At 41.6% G+C, this 20,390-nt stretch carries 23 protein-coding genes; all 23 read right to left on the bottom strand.

Features of this window, described 5'->3' with window-relative positions; translation table 11 throughout:
• Position 1: 1 nt before the first annotated feature.
• The gene (locus BM095_RS01280; protein ID WP_091656335.1) at positions 2–409 is read right to left on the bottom strand and encodes a hypothetical protein; all 408 of its coding nucleotides are present in this window, start codon (positions 407–409) and stop codon (positions 2–4) included.
• Positions 410–840: 431 nt separating this feature from the next.
• Positions 841–1,641, bottom strand: coding sequence for a sporulation transcription factor Spo0A (gene spo0A, locus BM095_RS01275; RefSeq protein WP_091656333.1), 801 nt, complete (start codon positions 1,639–1,641; stop codon positions 841–843).
• Between the two features lie 383 nt (positions 1,642–2,024).
• Positions 2,025–3,266, bottom strand: coding sequence for a SpoIVB peptidase (gene spoIVB, locus BM095_RS01270; RefSeq protein WP_091656330.1), 1,242 nt, complete (start codon positions 3,264–3,266; stop codon positions 2,025–2,027).
• Between the two features lie 119 nt (positions 3,267–3,385).
• Positions 3,386–5,107 (bottom strand): DNA repair protein RecN, encoded by a 1,722-nt coding sequence (gene recN / locus BM095_RS01265; protein WP_091656327.1) that lies wholly within the window; start codon positions 5,105–5,107, stop codon positions 3,386–3,388.
• Positions 5,108–5,120: 13 nt separating this feature from the next.
• Entirely contained in the window at positions 5,121–5,570 is a 450-nt protein-coding gene (gene ahrC, locus BM095_RS01260; RefSeq protein WP_091656324.1) for a transcriptional regulator AhrC/ArgR, read from the bottom strand.
• A gap of 183 nt (positions 5,571–5,753) precedes the next feature.
• Positions 5,754–6,560, bottom strand: a complete 807-nt coding sequence (locus BM095_RS01255) for a TlyA family RNA methyltransferase (RefSeq protein WP_091656322.1) — start codon at positions 6,558–6,560, stop codon at positions 5,754–5,756.
• Positions 6,561–6,563: 3 nt separating this feature from the next.
• A complete protein-coding gene (gene dxs, locus BM095_RS01250) occupies positions 6,564–8,453 on the bottom strand; it encodes a 1-deoxy-D-xylulose-5-phosphate synthase (protein ID WP_091656319.1) in 1,890 nt (629 codons plus the stop codon).
• A 26-nt stretch (positions 8,454–8,479) separates the two neighbouring features.
• Entirely contained in the window at positions 8,480–9,076 is a 597-nt protein-coding gene (locus BM095_RS01245; RefSeq protein ID WP_091657801.1) for a hypothetical protein, read from the bottom strand.
• An 859-nt stretch (positions 9,077–9,935) separates the two neighbouring features.
• Complete coding sequence (locus tag BM095_RS01235; RefSeq protein ID WP_091656314.1) at positions 9,936–10,823, bottom strand: polyprenyl synthetase family protein; 888 nt, start codon at positions 10,821–10,823, stop codon at positions 9,936–9,938.
• Complete coding sequence (locus BM095_RS01230; RefSeq protein ID WP_091656312.1) at positions 10,820–11,062, bottom strand: exodeoxyribonuclease VII small subunit; 243 nt, start codon at positions 11,060–11,062, stop codon at positions 10,820–10,822. Before BM095_RS01230 ends, BM095_RS01235 begins: the two co-directional genes overlap by 4 nt.
• Positions 11,062–12,450 carry an exodeoxyribonuclease VII large subunit gene (gene xseA / locus BM095_RS01225; protein ID WP_177194643.1) on the bottom strand — a complete coding sequence of 463 codons (1,389 nt, stop codon included), beginning with the start codon at positions 12,448–12,450 and terminating at the stop codon, positions 11,062–11,064. The genes BM095_RS01230 and xseA overlap by 1 nt, the downstream gene beginning before the upstream one ends.
• A gap of 2 nt (positions 12,451–12,452) precedes the next feature.
• Positions 12,453–13,313, bottom strand: coding sequence for a bifunctional methylenetetrahydrofolate dehydrogenase/methenyltetrahydrofolate cyclohydrolase FolD (folD, locus tag BM095_RS01220; RefSeq protein WP_091656309.1), 861 nt, complete (start codon positions 13,311–13,313; stop codon positions 12,453–12,455).
• Between the two features lie 16 nt (positions 13,314–13,329).
• Positions 13,330–13,725: a transcription antitermination factor NusB gene (nusB, locus tag BM095_RS01215; RefSeq protein WP_091656306.1), complete on the bottom strand. Its 396-nt coding sequence runs from the start codon at positions 13,723–13,725 to the stop codon at positions 13,330–13,332.
• 106 nt (positions 13,726–13,831) lie between these two features.
• Positions 13,832–14,224, bottom strand: a complete 393-nt coding sequence (locus BM095_RS01210; protein ID WP_091656303.1) for an Asp23/Gls24 family envelope stress response protein — start codon at positions 14,222–14,224, stop codon at positions 13,832–13,834.
• Between the two features lie 29 nt (positions 14,225–14,253).
• Positions 14,254–14,655, bottom strand: coding sequence for a hypothetical protein (locus BM095_RS01205; RefSeq protein WP_091656300.1), 402 nt, complete (start codon positions 14,653–14,655; stop codon positions 14,254–14,256).
• Positions 14,656–15,183: 528 nt separating this feature from the next.
• On the bottom strand, positions 15,184–15,783 hold the full coding sequence (locus BM095_RS01200; protein ID WP_091656297.1) for a SpoIIIAH-like family protein: 600 nt from the start codon (positions 15,781–15,783) through the stop codon (positions 15,184–15,186).
• Between the two features lie 2 nt (positions 15,784–15,785).
• Positions 15,786–16,436, bottom strand: coding sequence for a stage III sporulation protein AG (gene spoIIIAG / locus BM095_RS01195; RefSeq protein WP_091656294.1), 651 nt, complete (start codon positions 16,434–16,436; stop codon positions 15,786–15,788).
• Positions 16,433–17,068, bottom strand: coding sequence for a stage III sporulation protein AF (gene spoIIIAF / locus BM095_RS01190; RefSeq protein ID WP_091656292.1), 636 nt, complete (start codon positions 17,066–17,068; stop codon positions 16,433–16,435). The genes spoIIIAG and spoIIIAF overlap by 4 nt, the downstream gene beginning before the upstream one ends.
• A gap of 3 nt (positions 17,069–17,071) precedes the next feature.
• A complete protein-coding gene (gene spoIIIAE / locus BM095_RS01185; RefSeq protein ID WP_091656290.1) occupies positions 17,072–18,274 on the bottom strand; it encodes a stage III sporulation protein AE in 1,203 nt (400 codons plus the stop codon).
• Positions 18,275–18,288: 14 nt separating this feature from the next.
• A complete protein-coding gene (gene spoIIIAD / locus BM095_RS01180) occupies positions 18,289–18,684 on the bottom strand; it encodes a stage III sporulation protein AD (protein WP_091657796.1) in 396 nt (131 codons plus the stop codon).
• 12 nt (positions 18,685–18,696) lie between these two features.
• A complete protein-coding gene (gene spoIIIAC / locus BM095_RS01175) occupies positions 18,697–18,903 on the bottom strand; it encodes a stage III sporulation protein AC (RefSeq protein WP_091656288.1) in 207 nt (68 codons plus the stop codon).
• A gap of 41 nt (positions 18,904–18,944) precedes the next feature.
• Entirely contained in the window at positions 18,945–19,457 is a 513-nt protein-coding gene (spoIIIAB, locus tag BM095_RS01170; protein WP_091656285.1) for a stage III sporulation protein SpoIIIAB, read from the bottom strand.
• Positions 19,454–20,371 (bottom strand): stage III sporulation protein AA, encoded by a 918-nt coding sequence (spoIIIAA, locus tag BM095_RS01165; RefSeq protein ID WP_091656282.1) that lies wholly within the window; start codon positions 20,369–20,371, stop codon positions 19,454–19,456. Before spoIIIAA ends, spoIIIAB begins: the two co-directional genes overlap by 4 nt.
• Positions 20,372–20,390: the final 19 nt, after the last annotated feature.

Raw genomic sequence — 20,390 nt, 5'->3', positions numbered from 1 at the left:
CTTATTTGTCACGCGATTTTATAAACAAAAAATAGATTAAGAAAATAAAGATAGTCCCAATCATCAAGGTACATAAAGCTACAATTAGAATAACATTGTATTGATGTGTTGCTTGTCGTTGTTCTTTGGATACAAGCTCTCTTTCATTTCTTAAATCACCCTCTAAGTTATTTATTTCATCATTAATACCAGCCATTTGTCCAAGTACAAAGGCGCAGTTCTCATTCTTTTCTTCCCATGAGAGATTATCACAGTTGTTTTTGTACCACATGGTTTTTTCTCTGTGTGCATCTTCTAATTGAGTTATTTGCTGTTCTAGTTCATTAACTTGACTAGCAATGGTATTTCCATCTACATACAATAATGAAAAAATTAGAACGGAAAAAATAATAAAATAACAATTCCTCATACTTATCTCATCTTTCTCTCTATTTGTTAAATTGCACTAAGTAAGGATCGTTCGATCAATTTTAGATCATCTTTTATGGGAAGGTGTATTCCCTCCGTCTGGACAACTTACAAAATAAACTATCCTGTAAATGTCCCCCGCCGTTATTTTAAAATCTAATAATATTATAATGTGTAAATTATGTAAAACATAGATCACAAACCATGAGGTTACTGTCTCTGTCTAGAAAAAACCTCCTTACCCCTTCATCTGTAAATCCAGCTCTCTAGACAAAAGAATCCCTCCTACACATGATTTGGACCAATGAATAGGAGGTGAAAAATTTGTTGACTTATTTGTCCATTATTTGTTGGTTCAGCTTTGATATTTGTTGGTAACTAGCATTAGCAATGATTCATGCTAAAAACCTTCTAACTCATGATATACCAACTTTAACTTACTTTATGCTCGAGTCTCAGCTTATCTGCAACCATAGCTATAAACTCACTGTTCGTAGGCTTTGCTTTGGAAACATTAATAGTGTAACCAAACATTCTTGAAATCGATTCATAATTTCCTCTGCTCCATGCCACTTCAATTGCGTGACGAATCGCTCGTTCCACCCGACTGGACGTTGTGTTAAATTTTTTGGCAATATCCGGGTACAAAATTTTTGTAATCGAACCTAATAATTCAATGTCATGGTAGACCATCGTTATCGCTTCTCTCAAATACATATAACCTTTAATATGGGCAGGCACCCCGATCTCATGAATAATGTTTGTGATACTTTGACTAAGATTAATTTCAGGTTCTTTTTTCAATTCCGTTCTCTCCGACAAGGTTGATTGCTGCTGATTTTGAATTAAAGTTGGTTCTTCTCCACTTACTTCTCGTATGTTTGCAATTAATGTCTCCATATCAAATGGCTTTAACACATAATACGAAGCACCCAAATTCACTGCTTTTTTTGTTACGTCTTCTTGACCAAAAGCTGTTAGCATAATCACTTTTGGACGCGGTCTCAATTCACTTGCATTTAATTTCTGAAGGACGGCTAGCCCGTCTAGATGAGGCATAATAATATCAAGGACAACGACATCTGGTTTCGTATCTTTCACTATATTTAAACATTCTTGTCCGTTATAAGCTTGACCAGTGACCTCCATGTCTTCTTGCGCACCAATATATTCACTCAACAGGCCTACCAATTCCCTATTATCATCTGCTATGCATACTTTGATTTTCCCCACAATGTAAACCTCCTTCGAAAACTGATTCGTCTATTTACGTTTTCGACAAGACGAGCTAATACCCTTTATTTTGTTCAAATTTATCCAAAAATTATAAACAAGCCCCATATGATCTTCCTATCTAAACATAACGACCTTTTTCGACTGATTTCGCGAAAATTAGCAAAAAAGCGCAAGGCGCCCGAACTTGCACAGGACGTTTGCGTTCTTAGCGGAAGTTCGACTAAGTACAGGCCATCCTGATGGCTGCAGTACATATATGTCAACAAAAGCAAAGCACTATTGATCGATAACAATTTCAAGAAGTCAGGTTGACGGACAATGGAAAGAGATTAGACGATTGTACCGACAATTGGTCTTACAAGCCAATAAAAAAGAAACTGCTATGCAGCAGCTTCTTTCCTTTCTTTTTGTAACGTATCAATGCCCGCTTCATCAAGCATCCATTCAATATGACATCCATACCCTGACGTAGAATCATTGACAAATACATGAGTGACAGCACCGACTAATTTCCCGTTTTGGATAATGGGGCTTCCGCTCATGCCTTGAATAATCCCATTTGTTTTTTCAAGAAGCCTTTCATCCGTAACTTTGATGACCATCCCTTTCGAAGCTGCTTGAATTTGTGGAATGGTCTGTACAATTTCAATATCAAATGTTTCTATTTCTTCTCCTTCTAACACAGTTAATATTTCTGCCGGTCCTTTTTCTACTTCATCGGCAAAAGCAATCGGTAAAGGTTCCACTTCTCCATGACTCTTCAATTTTCCAGGTTGTAGCTTACCAAATACTCCAAATGGAGTGTTTTTCGTAACTTCACCTAATGATTGCTTTTCTGTAGACAGGCTCGCTTGCTTTTCCCCAGGAGTTCCGTTTGCTCCTCTATCGATAGAGGTGACAGAAGATCTGACAATTTCCCCATTCTCTACCACTACCGGTTTCTTTGTTGTTGCATCAGCGATGACATGACCGAGAGCACCAAACTTTCCAGTATTCGGTTCATAAAAAGTAAGAGTTCCAACGCCGGATGCGGCACTTCTAATGTAGGCTCCCATCACATTTTTGTCTCTATTGTTATAGAGCTTAACATTTGTCTTCTTTTCTTCATTCTCCCTTTTGTATTTCATTTCAATCGTGTCTTTGCTTTGATCTAAAACATCAATCACATCAGCCGGCTTTTCGACTTTCTGTCCATTTATCTCTATGATGCGATCTCCTGCTTTCAGTCCAGCTTTCTTAGCAGGAGAATACCTTTCCTTCTCTCCATTTACTTCGTGAAATCCAACGATCATAACCCCATTTGATTGCAGCTTCACACCGATGGAATCACCACCCGGTATCACTTTTATATCAGGCAGTGTCTGTATGGAAGTCTTTTTTTTCGGAAGGGCAGCTACTTTTACTACCGCTGAACTATCTTCTGCATCCACTTGAATGTGATTGTTCTCCTCTAATTGCAGCTTGTTTTTTATGACGGATTCTTTATCGTCTGAAGACCACTCGGATTCAAACACAGTTAACGTGTCAGGAATATTTATATATGAATAAAAGGATTGATTAGTTAAAAGAAAAATACACACTATAAACAAAATGAATCCTGTTACTTTTCTCCCCCATTCCATTCACTCACTCCTCCTCGTCCCCAATTAATCAACTTTCTTTCGTATTCATAATGTTGCCTCCTCAAGCCCCATTTATAAGCGGACAAAACTAAAAAAGCTGACCTGTTTTGGTCAGCTTTTCATGAATTGGATTTAATTTTTTCCGCCATCTGTAATAATTCACGGGCATTTTGTTTTGTTAACTCTGTCACTTCTACTCCTGAAATCATTCGTGCAATTTCTTCCGTTTTGCGTTCGTGTTCTAATGGGACCACATTTGTGATAACGCGGTCGCTTTTTTCCTTTTTTTCAATATATAAATGTTGATCGGCCATCGCAGCTACTTGTGGTAAATGAGTGATACAAAGAACTTGTGACCCTTCTGAGACTTTATAGATTTTTTCTCCTATAGACTGGGCAACACGTCCACTCACTCCTGTATCCACTTCATCGAATATCAAAGAGGTTACATCTTGAAAACCAGAAAGAATGGTTTTCATGGCTAACATGATTCTTGAAATTTCACCACCGGATGCGATTTTTGCCAGCGGTTTTAACGGTTCTCCTGCATTAGGGGATAAAAGAAATTCAATTTTATCCTGTCCGTTTTCATTAAACGTTATGGTTTTTTGTCCGATTTGAACACTTATCCCTCTGCTGATTTGATGAACATCTGCTTTCATTACAGCTTTTTTCATATGAAGTTCTTTTAGCTCTTTTTCAACGGAGTCTGTTAATTTGTCAGCCGCCTGTTTTCGCAAGTCAGTCAGCGTATCAGCTTCCGTTTGTAAGTCTAAAGCTAAGCTCTCGAGTTCTCTTTCCAATTGTTCAATTTTTTCGTCTTTGTTTGTCAGAGATTCCATTTCCTCTTCAAGCTGTGCCGCAAATTCAAGGATTTCCGTTACAGATTGTCCGTATTTCCTTTTTAATTTCTTGATTTCGTCCAAACGAGTCTCTACCTCATTTAACCGTTCCGGGTCAAATGTAAGGGAATCCACTTTTTCTCTTAAAGCAAACGTCACTTCTTCGAGCGTATAGTAAGCGCCTTGGAGCGATTCTGTGATTTTCGATAGCTCCTCATCGATCCCGGCCGCTTCTTCGCCATGAGCCATCGCTTGTCCCGCCCAGTCTAATGCTTTTCTCTCTCCATATAAGCTGTCATACGCTCGAGTTAATTCAGTGAACAACTTTTCACTATTTGCTAACAAAAAACTTTCTTTTTCTAATTCTTCATCCTCGCCAGGAGTGAGACGCGCCTGCTCAATTTCACGTAATTGAAATTGAATGAAATCTAAGCGACTGGCAGCTTCTTTGTCATTCTCTTTATACTTCTCTAATTCATTTTTCCGTTTGGTAAAGGTCTCGTATCGTTTCCTGTAATCCTGTAACGTGTCTTTTAATGAGGGACCGGCAAAACGATCAAGCATAGAAAGGTGCTTTTCTGTCTGCATTAAGTCCTGGTGCTCATGCTGTCCATGTATATCGACCAAGGAGCGACCAGTTTCCCTCAAAATAGCAAGAGTGACCAACTTACCGTTAATTCGACAAATACTTTTTCCGTGGTTTGTAATGTCACGTCGTAACACAACCATTTCATCTTCAACTTCTATCCCCGTTTCCTCCAATTTTTTCCTGACCGGATGATGGGGAGTGACATGAAATAATCCTTCTATTTCCGCACGTTTCTTTCCATGACGGACAAATTCCACGGAGCCACGTCCGCCAATTAAGAGACCAATCGCATCAATGATAATGGATTTCCCTGCACCCGTTTCTCCGGTTAACACAGTTAATCCCATATTAAACGAAATGGTTAGTTCATCGATGATAGCAAAATTTTTAATTGACAGTTCTTCTAGCATAGAAGCACCCCTGTTACAACATTTCAAGAAAACGATTGACTAATGTATCCGTTTGGTCTTTTTCCCTGCAAATAATTAAAATCGTGTCATCTCCGCAAATCGTACCCATAATTTCATCCCAATTTAGATTATCAATGAGAGCACCTACTGCGTTAGCATTACCTGGCAATGTTTTCATCACAATAAGGTGATCCGTTTGATCAATTCCGACAAAGCTGTCAATCAAAGATCTTTTCAGCTTTTGCAATGGATTGAAACGCTGGTCTGCTGGTAAGCTGTATTTATAACGCCCGTCCACTGTTGGTACCTTTATCAAATGAAGTTCCTTAATATCCCTTGAAATCGTCGCTTGTGTCACGTTGTATCCGGCTTTCTTCAACCGATCCACTAATTCGTCTTGTGTTTCTATATCATGATCAGAAATGAACTCCCTGATTTTAATATGTCTCTGTCCTTTATTCATTCTTTTTCCTTTCCTCCTGTCACTTCTACACGTAACCCTGCAAATAAAGATACTTGTATCATACATGATTTTTTATATTTATACAATTATATGATTAAAAATTAGATGTGAAAAGGTGGAAGGAAAAGAATTCATCAGCAGTGAACTCCTGCTGATGAAAAGAAGGGAAAAGCGTGGGTAGCGTTAAAAGTGGGCATGAGCAGTTTGAATGACCGAATCGATCCGTGCATCCGTGATGTCGGATCGTTTTTCAACGGGCTCCCAAAGAAGATGTAGTAAAAACTCTATATTTCCATCTCCTCCTGTAATCGGGGAATAATCGATATCAACAGGGTGAAATCCTTGAGATGCAGAGAACGAAATAATATCTTCAATGACTTCGCGGTGAACGTTTGGGTCCCGTACAATCCCTTTTTTTCCCACTTTTTCCCGCCCCGCTTCGAATTGTGGTTTGATAAGTAGGCAGATGTCACTATTTTCCGCTAAGATGTTGGTAAGAGGTGGCAGCAACAATTTTAAGGAAATAAAAGATACATCTGCCACAGCCACCTCGGGCTTTTCATTGAAATCCTCCGGAGAAGCGTGGCGAAAATTATAACGCTCCATCACTTCTACTTGACTATGGTTGCGAAGCTTCCATGCGAGTTGGTTATATCCTACGTCGACAGCAAAAACTCGTCTCGCTCCGTGCTGGAGAGAGCAGTCCGTAAATCCACCGGTAGAGGAACCAATATCAAGCACGATTTTTCCTTCTACATGAAAGTGAAACACGCGTAACGCTTTTTCTAATTTTAAACCGCCTCGGCTAACGTAAGGCATTTTTTTCCCTTTCACCTGCAAAGATGCAGTACGGTCGATCTTCGTGCCAGGTTTATCTACTCGTTCCTCTTCCATGTAGACTTGTCCAGCCATAATAGAACGCTTCGCTTGTTCTCTCGTTTCAAAAAATCCTTGTTCTACTAATAAAATATCTACTCGTTCTTTTTTCATGCTTCAAGCCCTTTGTCTTTTTCTTGGAAACAATGAGCGGAGCTTAGTCACCACTTCCTCTGACGTTAACCCGATTTCTTCATACAGCTCAGGCACACTGCCATGTTCGATATAACGATCAGGAATGCCCATCCGTTCAACAACAACGTTATGATGACCATGATCATGGAAATGTTCAAGCACCGCACTGCCAAAGCTGCCTTGTAACGCTGCTTCTTCTAATGTCAACACAGGACGGTTCTCTTTTGCTAATTCTTCAAGAAGATTGTCATCTAAAGGTTTTGCAGAATTAGCATTTACAATACGGATGTCAATGTTTTGTTCCGCTAATTGATGGGCGGCTTCTTCGGCGACTGGAAGCATCGTGCCGAATGACAAAATCGTTGCATCACTGCCTTCTCGTAATACTTCCCACTTCCCGATTTCTAGCTCGCGAAGTTCTTCATCCATCGTCACACCGTAGCCAGTTCCTCGCGGATATCTAACAGCAATAGGGCCTCCGTCATATTGGATTGCTGTGTATATCATATGTTGTAACTGGTTTTCGTCTTTCGGCATCAAAATTTTCATATTTGGTAAATGGCGTAAATAAGCAATATCAAACACACCTTGGTGCGTTTCACCATCTGCTCCAACTAGTCCAGCGCGGTCAATCGCAAAAAACACGTTTAAGTTTTGACGGCAAACATCGTGTACCAACTGATCATAGCCTCTTTGAAGGAAAGTGGAGTACACGGCAAATACTGGTTTCATCCCTTGATCTGCCAGACCGCCAGCCATAGTCGTTGCGTGCTGTTCCGCTATCCCTACATCAAACATTCGATTCGGAAACTCGGCAGCAAACTGATCAAGCTTCGTTCCTCCTGGCATAGCAGCCGTAATGGCTACGACTCGATCATCTTCACGAGCTATTTTTTGTAAAGTGGAGCTGAATATCCCGCTATAAGAAGGAGGTCCAGGTTTTTTCACCACTTCTCCTGATTCTATTTTATACGGACCGAGTCCGTGCCAAGTGCCTTTTGCATCGTTTTCAGCCGGAGCGTAGCCCTTGCCTTTCTTAGTAATGACATGGACTAAAACCGGGCCTTTTGTATCGCGTGCATATTGAATATTGGATTTTAAATCTTCCAGATCATGTCCGTCTACCGGGCCAAGGTAAGTGAAGCCTAATTCTTCAAAAAACATGCCGGAGACGAATAAATATTTAAGGCTGTCTTTCACACGCTCTGCCGTCGCGGCTAAACGTCCGCCAAAAGCTGGTATTTTCTTAATGAGGTATTCTACATCATCTTTTGCCTTTTGATACTTGCCGGCAGTACGCAATCTTCCAAGAACACTGTGCAAAGCACCAACATTGGGAGCGATTGACATTTCATTGTCATTCAAAATGATGGTCAAGTCTGTCTGTTCATGTCCGATATGGTTTAAAGCCTCCAGCGCCATACCACCCGTCAAAGCACCGTCACCAATAATAGCTGCTACTTTTTCGTCCGTTTTTTTCAAATCACGGGCGGTTGCCATCCCCATTGCAGCTGACAAAGAAGTCGAACTGTGGCCCGTCTCCCATACGTCATGGTCACTTTCATTTCTCTTAGGAAAACCGCACAATCCTTGATATTTACGAAGCGTATCAAATTGGCCTGCACGCCCGGTCAATATTTTGTGAACATACGCTTGATGGCCCACGTCCCAAATGAGTTTATCCTTCGGTGTTTGATATAAACTATGCAGGACAAGTGTCAATTCAACTACTCCTAAGTTAGGTCCTAAATGACCGCCTGTCACTGATAACCTTTGAATTAAAAAGTCCCTAATATCTGCAGCTAAGTCCTCTAATTCCTTCTGACTGCAATTTTTAAGAAAATCAGGGCTGTTAATTAATTTTAAATCCATGAAGCGGAGCCTCACTTTCAGTCTATTTACGCTTTAGTTTTCTTCGTCGCTCGTTTGTTCAGCAAAGTAATTTTTAATTTCTTTTCTAAAAGATGTAAAAAACGGCCCACTTGATAAATAATCGCTGTGGCCTTCGCAATAGCAATTGTTTTACCTAACGCTTTGCCACCGACCGTAAGCGCAGCCACGACAGCTGTGAAAATTACACTTATCACAAAATGAAACGCGGAACCGTCTTGTGCACCAGCGGCAAAAGCAAGATGCAAGACTACTGTCGAAGCCGCGGTTCCACTTACAACACCGGAAATGTCACCGATCACATCAGCACAGAAATTAGCTACCTTGTCTGCATTCTTACTAATGAGCATAGCTTCGTATGCACCGTTCACTTTCTTAGCAGCCATCGCATGAAACGGTTGTTCCGGTGCAGCAGTAGCTGCCACTCCAATAATATCAAAAATCACACCGATACACACAATAAAAAAGACCACGAACATACCAAATGCCCATCCGGCTCCTGAAAGTATCGCCGTTGAAATAATTGTAAAAATAGCCGCTAACACCAAGGTGATAACGGCAATTAAAACACTCCAGCGTATTGAGTTTTTCCAAAGATTATTCATTACGTTTATTCGCACCTTATATAATGGAGAACTTCCGTCCATAATATTAATATGTACAATACGGATGGCCGATAATAGCGTAAACATTGTGCCTTAGGTCCAGTAGGTTTTCCCAACTGTCTGCCGAAGTGTCGCCACCCTGGCGGTTTCCCTTTAAAGACAGCTTGATGTCGTCACCGAACACCAGACTGGATTGCCACTTAGTACACACTGCAATCCGCTATTATCGTCGCACCGAACAGTCTAGGAGCTTTCCTCAGCAATTCCGTGCCACTCTCTTAGCCTCTTTTGCAGAGCAGGTTTCAGGGTCGAAGGAGGTATCCGTTGGCCGACGAACAACCCCTTTACACTCAGCCCTTCCCCTCTGCTCCACTCAAGGCAGGCTACGCTGCAGCCAGACCTCCCATTGGCCTGCCTAGCAGGTCTTACCTCTCACTCTGCGCAGTCAATTGCAAAATAGCCTTGCAATTAAAAGGAGCAAAAGGCCTCCGCGGCGAAAGGGTTCACGCCCACATGCCTTTGTGGATCGCCCTTAACGCCTTTACTCCCAACATCGACCCAAGGCTGGGCGCCTCGAGCCAACACCAGGAACTTCATCGATGTGCCCTTTAGCGGATTTTTAGGCCCGCCCTCGAGAATGGAGAATTGACTAGAATACTGCACCATCCGTTTGTTTGTAACATAATTATAACACGCATTCCCCTTAAAACACAAACGTATGATCAGCTTGGTATGCGTCAAGTTTTCCACGAGAAGGTTATTGCACTAATATTTCCAGCACGCGATTTTTGTACACCGTTTATCTCTTAAGGGGCGGTTTGACTTCCATGCTTCTCGGTTCTGAACTTACACTTATCCATTAGTTTGTACGATTCATGATATAATCCACGAAACCGTGCAGCAGAGTCGTGTCCATTCGGATAGAATTCAGAGAAGCTATCGCCATATCCGCGTGATGGTGCAGTTTACGTTTTGCTCCATCCATTTCCAGAAGCCGAGGATAGGTGCTTTTATTTTTCCCTTCATCGCTTCCTGCCGCTTTTCCCATTTCCTCTGAATCACCTTCCACGTCTAGTATGTCATCTTTAATCTGGAATAAGAGACCTAGATGTTGAGAAAAAGTGCGGAGCTGTGCTTTTTCATCTTCCGTAACGTTTCCTAAATGAGCTCCTGCCATGACTGCAAAACTCATAAGAGCTCCCGTTTTATGCTGATGAATATATTCTAACTCTTCTAGGGATACTGACTTTCCTTCCGCTTGTAAATCGGCAACCTGACCGCCAACCATTCCCTCGGCACCGCTCGCCTGAGACAATTCACGGATTAACTGAATTTTAGTCTCTGAAGACACATCTTCCATTAAGCTAATCAACTCAAAAGATCTAGTTAACAGCCCGTCTCCTGCAAGTATCGCAACAGCCTCGCCAAATACTTTATGATTGGTAGGCTTTCCACGCCGGTAATCATCATTATCCATCGCTGGCAAATCGTCATGGATGAGAGAATATGTGTGGATCATTTCCAGTGCACATGCTGCTTTAAAGTCGCTCTCCTTAATATCCCGGTTAGAATCGATCACTGAGAGCAATAAAAGCGGTCGCACTCGCTTCCCGCCAGCATGTAAAGAGTAAATCATAGCCTCTTTTAATGCATCCGGACAGTTCAAATTATCTATGAATAAAGGCAGTCGTTCGTCTACTTTCTTTCTGTACTCATCAATAAACTGTTCAAATGATTGTCGGGTCACTCTTCTTCCTCCTCTGGGAAGAGAGGTTTCATTTCGCCATCCTCATCCATAATTTGGTCCATTTGTTTTTCAACTTTTTGTAGCTTATCATGACATACTTGTGATAGTGACATGCCCTCTTGGTACATCGTGATAGCTTTCTCAAGAGGGACTTCACCTTCCTCAAGCTTTTCCACGATTTGTTCAAGTTTCTCCATCGCCTCTTCAAACGAGACTTCATTCGTCTTCTCTTCTTCCATCAATCCCGACTCCCTCCTCTTTCCACACGCTCACGAAATGTGTTTTCTGATGTCTCTTTTACGGTCGCGTGTATCGTTCCGTCTTGAACAAAGACGGTCAAATCTTCATCTTTCTCAATTTCTTGTATGGACTTTACTAATCCTTTTTCCTCATTGTACACGACGGAATATCCTCTTTGAATTACTTCAAGAGGGTTTAGCAATTGCAGCTTCTGCAGGACATGTGAAAAATTATTTTTACGATCACCAACTAAACGTTCCATCGTCTTCTCGGCCTTCTCTATTACGTGTTCTAAATTGCGCTTTTCCGCTTCTACTCTCTGCGCCGGGTGGAATTGCAATAGACGCTTGTACATATAGTTTAATTGTTCTTCGCGCTTTTCTCTGCTACGCTTCACAGACTGAGAAAGTCTTTCTATCATACGGTCTAGTTCTTGCTCTTTCTGCTCAAGAAGATGAGTAGGATACCGAAAAGCATAGGAACGCTTCATGCGTGCAAGTTTCTCTTGTTCTTTGGCCACTTTCTCTTTCATCGCTCGATATAACCTATTTTTTAACTGCCCCTGACGCGTTACAATCTCCTCAAGAACAGGAACAGCTAACTCAGCAGCAGCCGTCGGTGTAGCCGCCCGTAAATCAGCAGTAAAGTCCGCTATCGTGAAGTCCGTTTCATGTCCAACTGCTGAAATGATTGGAATCGGCAAAGACGCAATTTTTCGTGCGACCGGCTCTTCATTAAAAGCCCATAACTCTTCGATGGAACCGCCGCCACGTCCACAAATAACGACATCAAAGCTTCCCATGCTTTCTACTTTGTCTAATGCCGAAACAATAGAGTAAGGGGCATCTCTGCCTTGGACTAAGACTGGAAATAAAGTAATTCTACCTATGGGGAAACGCCGTTTTAAAGTAGTTACAATATCCCGGATTGCCGCTCCCGTTGGTGATGTAATGACAGCTATTTCCTTTGGAAAAAAAGGGATGGCCTGTTTTCTGCGTTCATCAAACAGACCTTCTTGTTCTAATTTTTTCTTTAATTGCTCATATTGGATATATAATTGGCCTATACCATCCGGCTCCATATCATTCACGTAGAGCTGGTACTGTCCGAATGGTTCGTAAACGGAAACATAGCCTCTTATTAATACTTTCATGCCGTTTTCAGGTTCAAAGTTAAGGAAACGGTTTTTTCCAGCAAACATCACAGCTGAAATTCTTGATCGCTCATCCTTTAATGTGAAATACATATGACCGCGGCTGTGCCTTTTAAAGTTAGAGATTTCAGCTCGCAGCCATACATTTTGCAGACCTCTATCCAGCTCAAGTGTTTTCTTGATTTGGGTAGTTAGCTGGGAGACCGTTGTCCATCTCTCCTGCCCTATCGACATCGTTATGCACGTTCTCTTTCTAGATGTTTTTTAGCGGACTGCAATGTATTATATAAAAGCATGGTAATCGTCATAGGACCGACACCGCCGGGTACTGGGGTTATGTATGAAGCTTTTTCTTTCACTCGCTCAAAATCTACGTCTCCGCACAGTTTTCCGTTTTCCTTACGATTCATGCCCACATCGATAACGACTGCGCCCTCTTTGACATGGTCCGGTTGAATAAATTCCGCACGCCCAATGGCCGCTATTAATATATCTGCTTGCGAAGTCATATGTTTTAAATCAGTTGTGCGTGAATGACAGTATGTAACCGTTGCATTTTCATTTAATAATAACTGACCGGCAGGCTTTCCGACGATATTGCTTCTTCCTACAATAACAGCATGTTTGCCTTCCATGGATATGTTTTTATACCGAAGCATTTGTATAATTCCATAAGGCGTGCATGGGAGAAATGCATCTTGCCCTGTCATCATTCTGCCTATATTAATGGGATGAAAACCATCTACGTCTTTTTCCGGGGAAATACTTTCGATAACTTTTTTTTCAGAGATATGATCCGGCAGAGGCAGCTGGACAAGGATTCCATGGATGGAAGGGTTATCGTTATAATTTCTAACGATATCCAACAATTCTTCTTCGGATACACTTTCAGGCAGCTCTTTTAGCTCAGAGTATATTCCTGCTTCTCCGGATGCTTTTTCTTTTCCTTTTACATAAGATCTTGAAGCTGGGTTATCACCAACAAGAATGACAGCCAGCCCCGGTGTGATTTGGCTTTTCAATTCGAGGACTTCCGATTTGATCTGTTCCCGTAAACTTGCTGCTACTTCTTTTCCGCTAATTAACTCTGCTGTCACTTCGACCTCTCCTTTTTTATGCTTCGTGCTTTTTTAAAATACTAGACAGTACCCCATTTACGAATTTCCCAGACTCGTCTCCACCAAAAGCTTTCGCTAATTCAATAGCTTCGTTCACACTGACATGAAGAGGCACGTCTTCCATATACATCATTTCATGAACCGCTTTTCTCAGAACGGCCCGGTCTACGTTGCCGACCCGATCTAATGACCAATTCTCTAAGTGTTCTTTTATTTGTTCATCAATTGTTTCCACATCATGAAGCGTCCCTCGAACCGATTCGATCAAGAAGTCATCAGCTTCTTCCTCTTTTTCTAATGTGTTTTGGAGCGCTTCTTCCCAATCAATGCCTGTTAAATCCACCTGAAATAAGGTTTGGACGGCTCTTAATCTTGCTAAGCGTCGATTCATACATTTGTCTCCTTTATTTTGAATCGAAAAAGCCTGCACAAGACAGCTGCTCATGCCGCCATCTTGTCAGGTTCGGTTTTTCCCGTAATTTGTTCTGAATCTATCATTATTCCGTAGCTTCTTCTGTATGTTCAAATTGAATCCCGAGTACGTGGACATTAATTGCTTCTATGGAAATAGAAGTCATATTTTGGAGGGCTTGTTGAATGCCGGTTTGAATGCTGCGAGCAACTTCAGGAACCGACACACCATAGTTCAGAGTGACAGAGATCTCAATTTTCACTCCGTCTTCTCCCATTTCCACTTTTACGCCTTTTCCGTGGTTTTTTTTGCCAAGACGTTCTACAACATCTGTGGCAAAGTTTCCGCGAAGGGCATATACTCCTTCCACCTCTGTCGCTGCAAGGCCGGCTATCACTTCTATCACTTCTGGAGAAATTTCTATTTTGCCTAATTCATTTTTTTCTTCCTCTAGATCAACCGCACGATACTCGCTCATTCTCCCACCTCCACAGCCAGGATTTATAATTATTCATCACTTTCTGATTGATAGGATTCAGCCTCTTCAGCTGCTTCTTGCTCCGCTTTTTTAGCTTCCTCCTGCTTCTGGACATATTCAAATTTGTACTGACGGAACACCGGAAATTCGGAAAGATTATCTGGTATTTTGCCGTTCTCTAACAGGATAATCTTAACGACATTTTTATTTCTTGCCATGTGATACTTCTCACCGTATTCATTTTCCTTAGTAAATTGTTTTAAATTTTGATAGTCTTCCTCTTGGATGGAAACAGTGTAAGCTTTATCACCTTCACCGTACTCGTGTTTAAAACCTACTTCAAATTCAACAATTTGAATTTGGTCGTTTTTCATGTTTCGTGTTTGTTCTAATACGGCTTTTGCGCCTTCCGTTAAGTCATTCCATTCCACAATAATCGCTCCTCATTACCTGTTGGCTCAAGTTACATGGTTAAATTATAGCACGCCAGCCTCTATTTTTCATTATGTCCTTTGACAGCCGTGTCTATGTGATAACTAAACGGGAAGAAGGATGTCCTTATATCTAGGACACCCCTTCTTTGTAGGCCGTATATATGAAATGGTTCTTTCAGCCGCTGTCTCTATTTATCATATAGGGCGCTTTCGCTTTTCTTATTGTCTAGCTCCAGCGCCCAGCCGCTCGGGAGGCCCACACGATGTGGGTCAGGTCGGCGTTGTCTCAGGACGAGACGGTTTTAGCCGATCTTCCATCGGACGGTGCAGACAATGAAAGGAAGAGCACCTTTCTTTGCTGCCCCTCCAGAACCTGTCGCGGGCCCACAGGACGTGGGTCAGTTCGACGTTGTCACAAGAACTTCCGCAGGAGGCGGTGGCTTCTACGTTGCCCACACGATGTGGGCGGTTTTAGTAGAAGTTCCTTTTTCTTTAGTCGAACTTCCTTATACGCTTACGCTTTTCTTATTTACTTCCTGCCGACTGATGGCCAATCACAACATCCGTAGTTCCGAGCTGCTCCTTGGCCAATCTATTTAGATTCACTGCCTCGTCAGGGTCAAGCTGTTCCGCTTCCACTATAATGCGCGTTGTACCTTCATCGCTCAGTACAACAGCATCTGAATATCCTTCCGATTGAATAAGATTTTCAAGTAAACTTTCTTTTTGCTGCATGGACTCCAACTCTTCTCGCTTATCAAACGCTTCACTCTTTTCAGCTGCCGTGAAATCCTCTGAAGCGATGGCCTCCGTATACTCCTCCCGTAACCTGCTTCTTGTTTCTTCACGCTCTAAACGCAGTTCACTGAACAAGTTGCTGCTTCCTTCACTTACTGTAGCAGCTTGTTCTTCTCCTTCAGTCGGTTCTGTTTCTTCGATGGTCGCTTCCATTTCTTCATCGGACAACCATTCCACCCACTCTTCTTCACTCGCCGCGGTTGGAGCACCTTCCTCTGTCGCTTGGTCTTCAGCCATCTCATTAGGTGACGTAATGTAATACACCGCTAGAACCAATGTCAAACTTAACATCGTCATCAACCAAACCGTTTGTTTTTTTAATAACATTCTTATTCTCCTTCCTCCCTTTCTCGAGGCAATACGGATACTTTATGCGGGGGCACATCAAGAGATCTGGTTACTGCTTCTACCACCCACTCTTTTACTTTCAAATCACTTACTCCTTCCGCCACAACGAGTACCCCTCTTGCCTCTGGCTTTTTCGTATGCAAAAGAATTGGTTTTTCTTGATCTCCCTGCCTGACAATGACAATTTGCTCTTCCTTTGTCCCATCTTCTACTTCTCTGCTCCCTCCCTGGTGCTCTTCTTCTCTCGTTGTCTGTTGACGAAAAATTGTGTTTTTTTCATAGACTTTCTCCTCGCTTCCTTGCAAATTTACCATCACTTCGACCCGTGATACACCAGATATATTTTCAAGCATAATGGCTAGTCTATCTTGAATGGCTTTTTCTTTGTCAGGTATTTTTTCTAATTCGGTTGGAGTCGCTTTTGTTTCCACAATCTCTTGCTGGTTTTTATTATCACGAAGCCACTCTTTCTCCGTTTCATCTTTTTCTTTACCTATCGTCCCTGCAATCATCAAAAAAATTCCAAACAAGAGGATGACAATCAAATAAACAGGAACCGTCTTTTGTGCAGAGCCCTTATTTTTTTTCGATAACAAACCTTTTAAAAAGTTTTTATTATTGTTTTCCGTCACCAGCCTCCCTCCTCATCCACTTCCAATTGTATTTGTTCAGAGGGAATTCCCCATGTTTGCTCTAAGAAAATAAGTATTTCCTTTGTCGTATGATTGGAAGTCTCTTTCTTTTCAATATTTTCTTCAATTTGGATGTTCACGGGCTCAATGGGACCTTCTTTCTCCACTTCTTCCGATCGTGCCAATTGAACAGAAACAGAGACATCCTCGAGTTGTTTGACATTCTTATCCCGGTTTTCCTCCCACTGGAGTGCTACCTCCTTCACTTCCCACCCCCAACGCTTTTTCACAGTATCTTCGGCTTGTTCTTTCAACTGATCAGTTACTTGTTCAGAAATATATGCATCTTGTCCCATTTCTATTTCGTTTTTCTTCATTTTTATTTTTTCTTCCATATTCTCCGATGAGTAAGACGCTGCAAATATTTGATTCATTTGCCGCTCCCACTCCGCTTCATAATTCTCGTTCGTAAGCTGAACAAGCGGCTCAATGATGATGAGCATTAAAATAAAGGAAAGGACAACTCGTGTATATTTTTGAAATACAGAGGAGGGCAATAACAGTTCTAATAAAAACGCAGCCAGCAAAAAAATAACCAGGTTGCTTACCCAGCCGCCTAATACTTCCAACACTCCTCACCTCACCATAAGAGACAAATTTCCCGAAACAATAATAATCGTAAGGGCTAAAAAAAACATAAATGATACCGCTGCAAGGGCTGCGAACATGGAAAACACATTTCTCCCGAGAGTTGACAAGGCATCAATAAGCTCCTCTTCTGCCAGTGGCTGAACCACCGCCGCTGTTGCTTGAAATATAAAACCAATAGCTAACACTTTGAGAGCGGGAAAAGCACAAATAATGACGAGAATCCCAACACCGGCAATACCTACCGTATTTTTTAACAGGATAGAAGCTCCTAATGCAGTATCTGCTGCATCTGTAAACATTCTCCCTATAACTGGAATGAAATTTCCTGCTAAAAATTTAGCCGTCCGTATTGTAAGACCATCCGCTACAGCAGCGGCTGTACCTTGCACTGATATGATGCCTAAAAAAACTGTCAGAAAAGCGGCCAGTGAGCCCATGGCTACATGGCGAAGTAACTCGGCTAACTTCGTGACACGTATATGTTCATTTAACTGGCTGGCAATGCTGAGCACAGCAGAAAAAAACAACAAAGGAAGCACAATATTCTGAACAAAAATACCACTTACTTGTACAAGCATAATCACAAGTGGATGAAATATCCCAGCAGATGCAATGGAACCACTGGCAGCTAAAAGTCCTAAAAGCAGAGGCAACAACGCAATAATGAAATGAGACATTAAAGAGACAGCTTCTCGTACGTAATCCATTGCTACGTAAAAACTGTTTAAGGCGATAACAATTAAAATGATAAAAATAACGGCATATGCTACCTTACCGACCGCCTCTTTTTCAAAAGCATTTTGAATTGCTTTTAATATGGCACTAAATACTGTTAAGAGAAGCAGGGTTCCCATTAACTGTCCATTAGCAATAACTTCATGAAGCAAATAACGGAGTAAAGCTTTCCCCCATTCTCCGGGCGCGAACTTCTTCTCTCCTTTTATAAAATCAGTCAGTGAGCCTTTTTGCGATTCTGGCAGGAATGTACCGTATTCTCTTACAACGTTTTCCCAATAAGCAGTAATGCTTTCTATATCCAACTGTTTTAACTGTTCTTCCTTTAATGACTCTACCGACATTCCTTCTGTATCACTCGTCTCTTCTGCTTGGATAGATCCATGATGTATAAAAAAAACACAAGCTGCTGATAAAACAAGTAATAGTAGCAACCATTTCTTTTCGTACATATACCGCACACCTTTTAGGCAGCTCCCGGGATGAGAGAGAGTACCGTTTCTATTAATACTTGAAAGATAGGAATAGCCAGCATAATGATAATCATTTTCCCTGCTAATTCCACTTTTGCTGCGATTGCTTCTTGATCAGCGTCCCGTGCGATATGAGCCCCAAACTCCGCGAGATATGCAATCCCTATGATTTTCAGTAACGTTTCCATATACATATTGTTAATCCCGGCTTGTCCCGACAAAGTCCGGATCAACTCGAGCGCAGATTCCACAGGTGTAAGGATAAATAAAAATATGATGGCCCCGGCACCTAACGTGAGAGAGAGGGAAATGACCGGCTTTTGTTCTTTCAAGAGAATGATTAAAAAAGTGGCGATGAGAGCGAAACCGACTAATTGTACGATTTCAATGGACACCGCCTCCTAACCTTGGAATAAAAATACACTTTTAATTTTTTGAAACAGGTCATCAATGATAGTCGCGATCATATAAAGGACGACAACAAAACCAATTAATGTGACCCAGTGCGCCCAATCTTCTTTTCCCATTTGTTTTAATACGGTATGGATCATTGCTACGATGATACCGATACCAGCTATTTGAAAAATTGTATTAACATCATAGGCCACCTCATCACCCCTTCAGTCACTTTTCATTTATCAGCGTGGCATTAAATCAATATAATGATCAACAATAAACCTGTTAAAAAGCCCATTGTTTTCGCTATTTTTTCGTATTTCATTTTTTTCTCTTTTGCTTCTTGTTCTTCTTTTTCTAAATGAACCAGGGCCAGTCTAATATGCTTTTGTTGTTGCATTTTCTCGTGTTTCCCCATTGTCATGCCAAATTGTTTTAATACTTCTTTTTCTTGCGGCCCCATTGCTGTACGAGGCCATGTTTTGTCGAGGCTTTGATTCCATGCTTCTGAGGCCTCGCATTCTCCTTTTTTTAATTGACTGGAAAAATATCGAAACAAGTGAGCCACTGGATCAGGAAGCTGCTTGCTTATTTTTTCACTGACTTCAGCAAGAGGACTCATGCCATACATGATTTCTGCCTCAAAACTTTGCAGTGCCACTTTTAACTGTCGCAGCTGCCTCGGTCTCTCGGTTAGTTTTTTTGCTACTTCAAACCCTGTCCATGTACAAGCCGTTAAAATAAATATCGCGCCGAACCAACTCATTTCGAAAATTCCATTCCCTGCGTAGACTCTTCCCATTGAATCTGAAATACGCCATTTATTCTTTGTAAGGTGACAATATGACGAAATACTGAATCAATTACTAAGTGCTGAAAGGCCGGACGTTGTTTTACCGTGGCAACGGAGTGACCATGTGCGGTACAAATAACAGTAACCCCAGCGTGTATCGCTTCCATGATTGCTTCAGCATCCTCTCTTCTGCCAATTTCGTCTACGATGATTACTTCAGGGCTCATTGCTCGTATCATCATCATCATTCCTTCCGCTTTCGGACAACGATCTAACACATCGGTACGCTGCCCTATTTGAAAAGAAGGAGCTCCATGATAACAAGCTGCAATTTCTGAGCGTTCATCTACAATCGCTACTTTTTTACCCGCAATGTCTTTTTCGGGAATGCCGCTACTAATCGTTCGGGCAATATCACGTAAAAATGTCGTTTTTCCCGTTTGAGGTGCCCCAATAATTAACGTGTTATCATAATTACCCTTGTATAACCTTTCCACATATGCACGAGCCGTGCCAATGTGATCAGATGCCACTCTTATGTTCATAAACCGAATATGCTTTACCGTCTGGATACCGCCATTTTCATATACGACTTGTCCTCCAATACCTACGCGATGTCCCCCTCGTGTTGTGATGTAACCTTGCTTTAGTTCTTCTTGAAAGGCATACATCGAAAATTCACTTAGCTGATTAAATATATATTCGATATCCCTTTCTGTAATGACATAGAAGCGGTCGTCCGGGGTTGTCATATAGAAGAAGGTACGAGTTGTTATAATTTCAACCGGTGAGTGAATTCGTATTCTAATTTCCTCAATATCTCTGTCATCTACGGCTCGCAGTATCTTCTGAATGTGAGGAGGAAACATATTATAGATGATTTCCATCTTCCATCATCCTCCCTTT

Source organism: Alteribacillus iranensis, from assembly GCF_900113025.1.
In the GTDB taxonomy this organism is placed as follows: domain Bacteria; phylum Bacillota; class Bacilli; order Bacillales; family Marinococcaceae; genus Alteribacillus_A; species Alteribacillus_A iranensis.
This window is presented reverse-complemented; position numbering and strand designations above follow the sequence as displayed.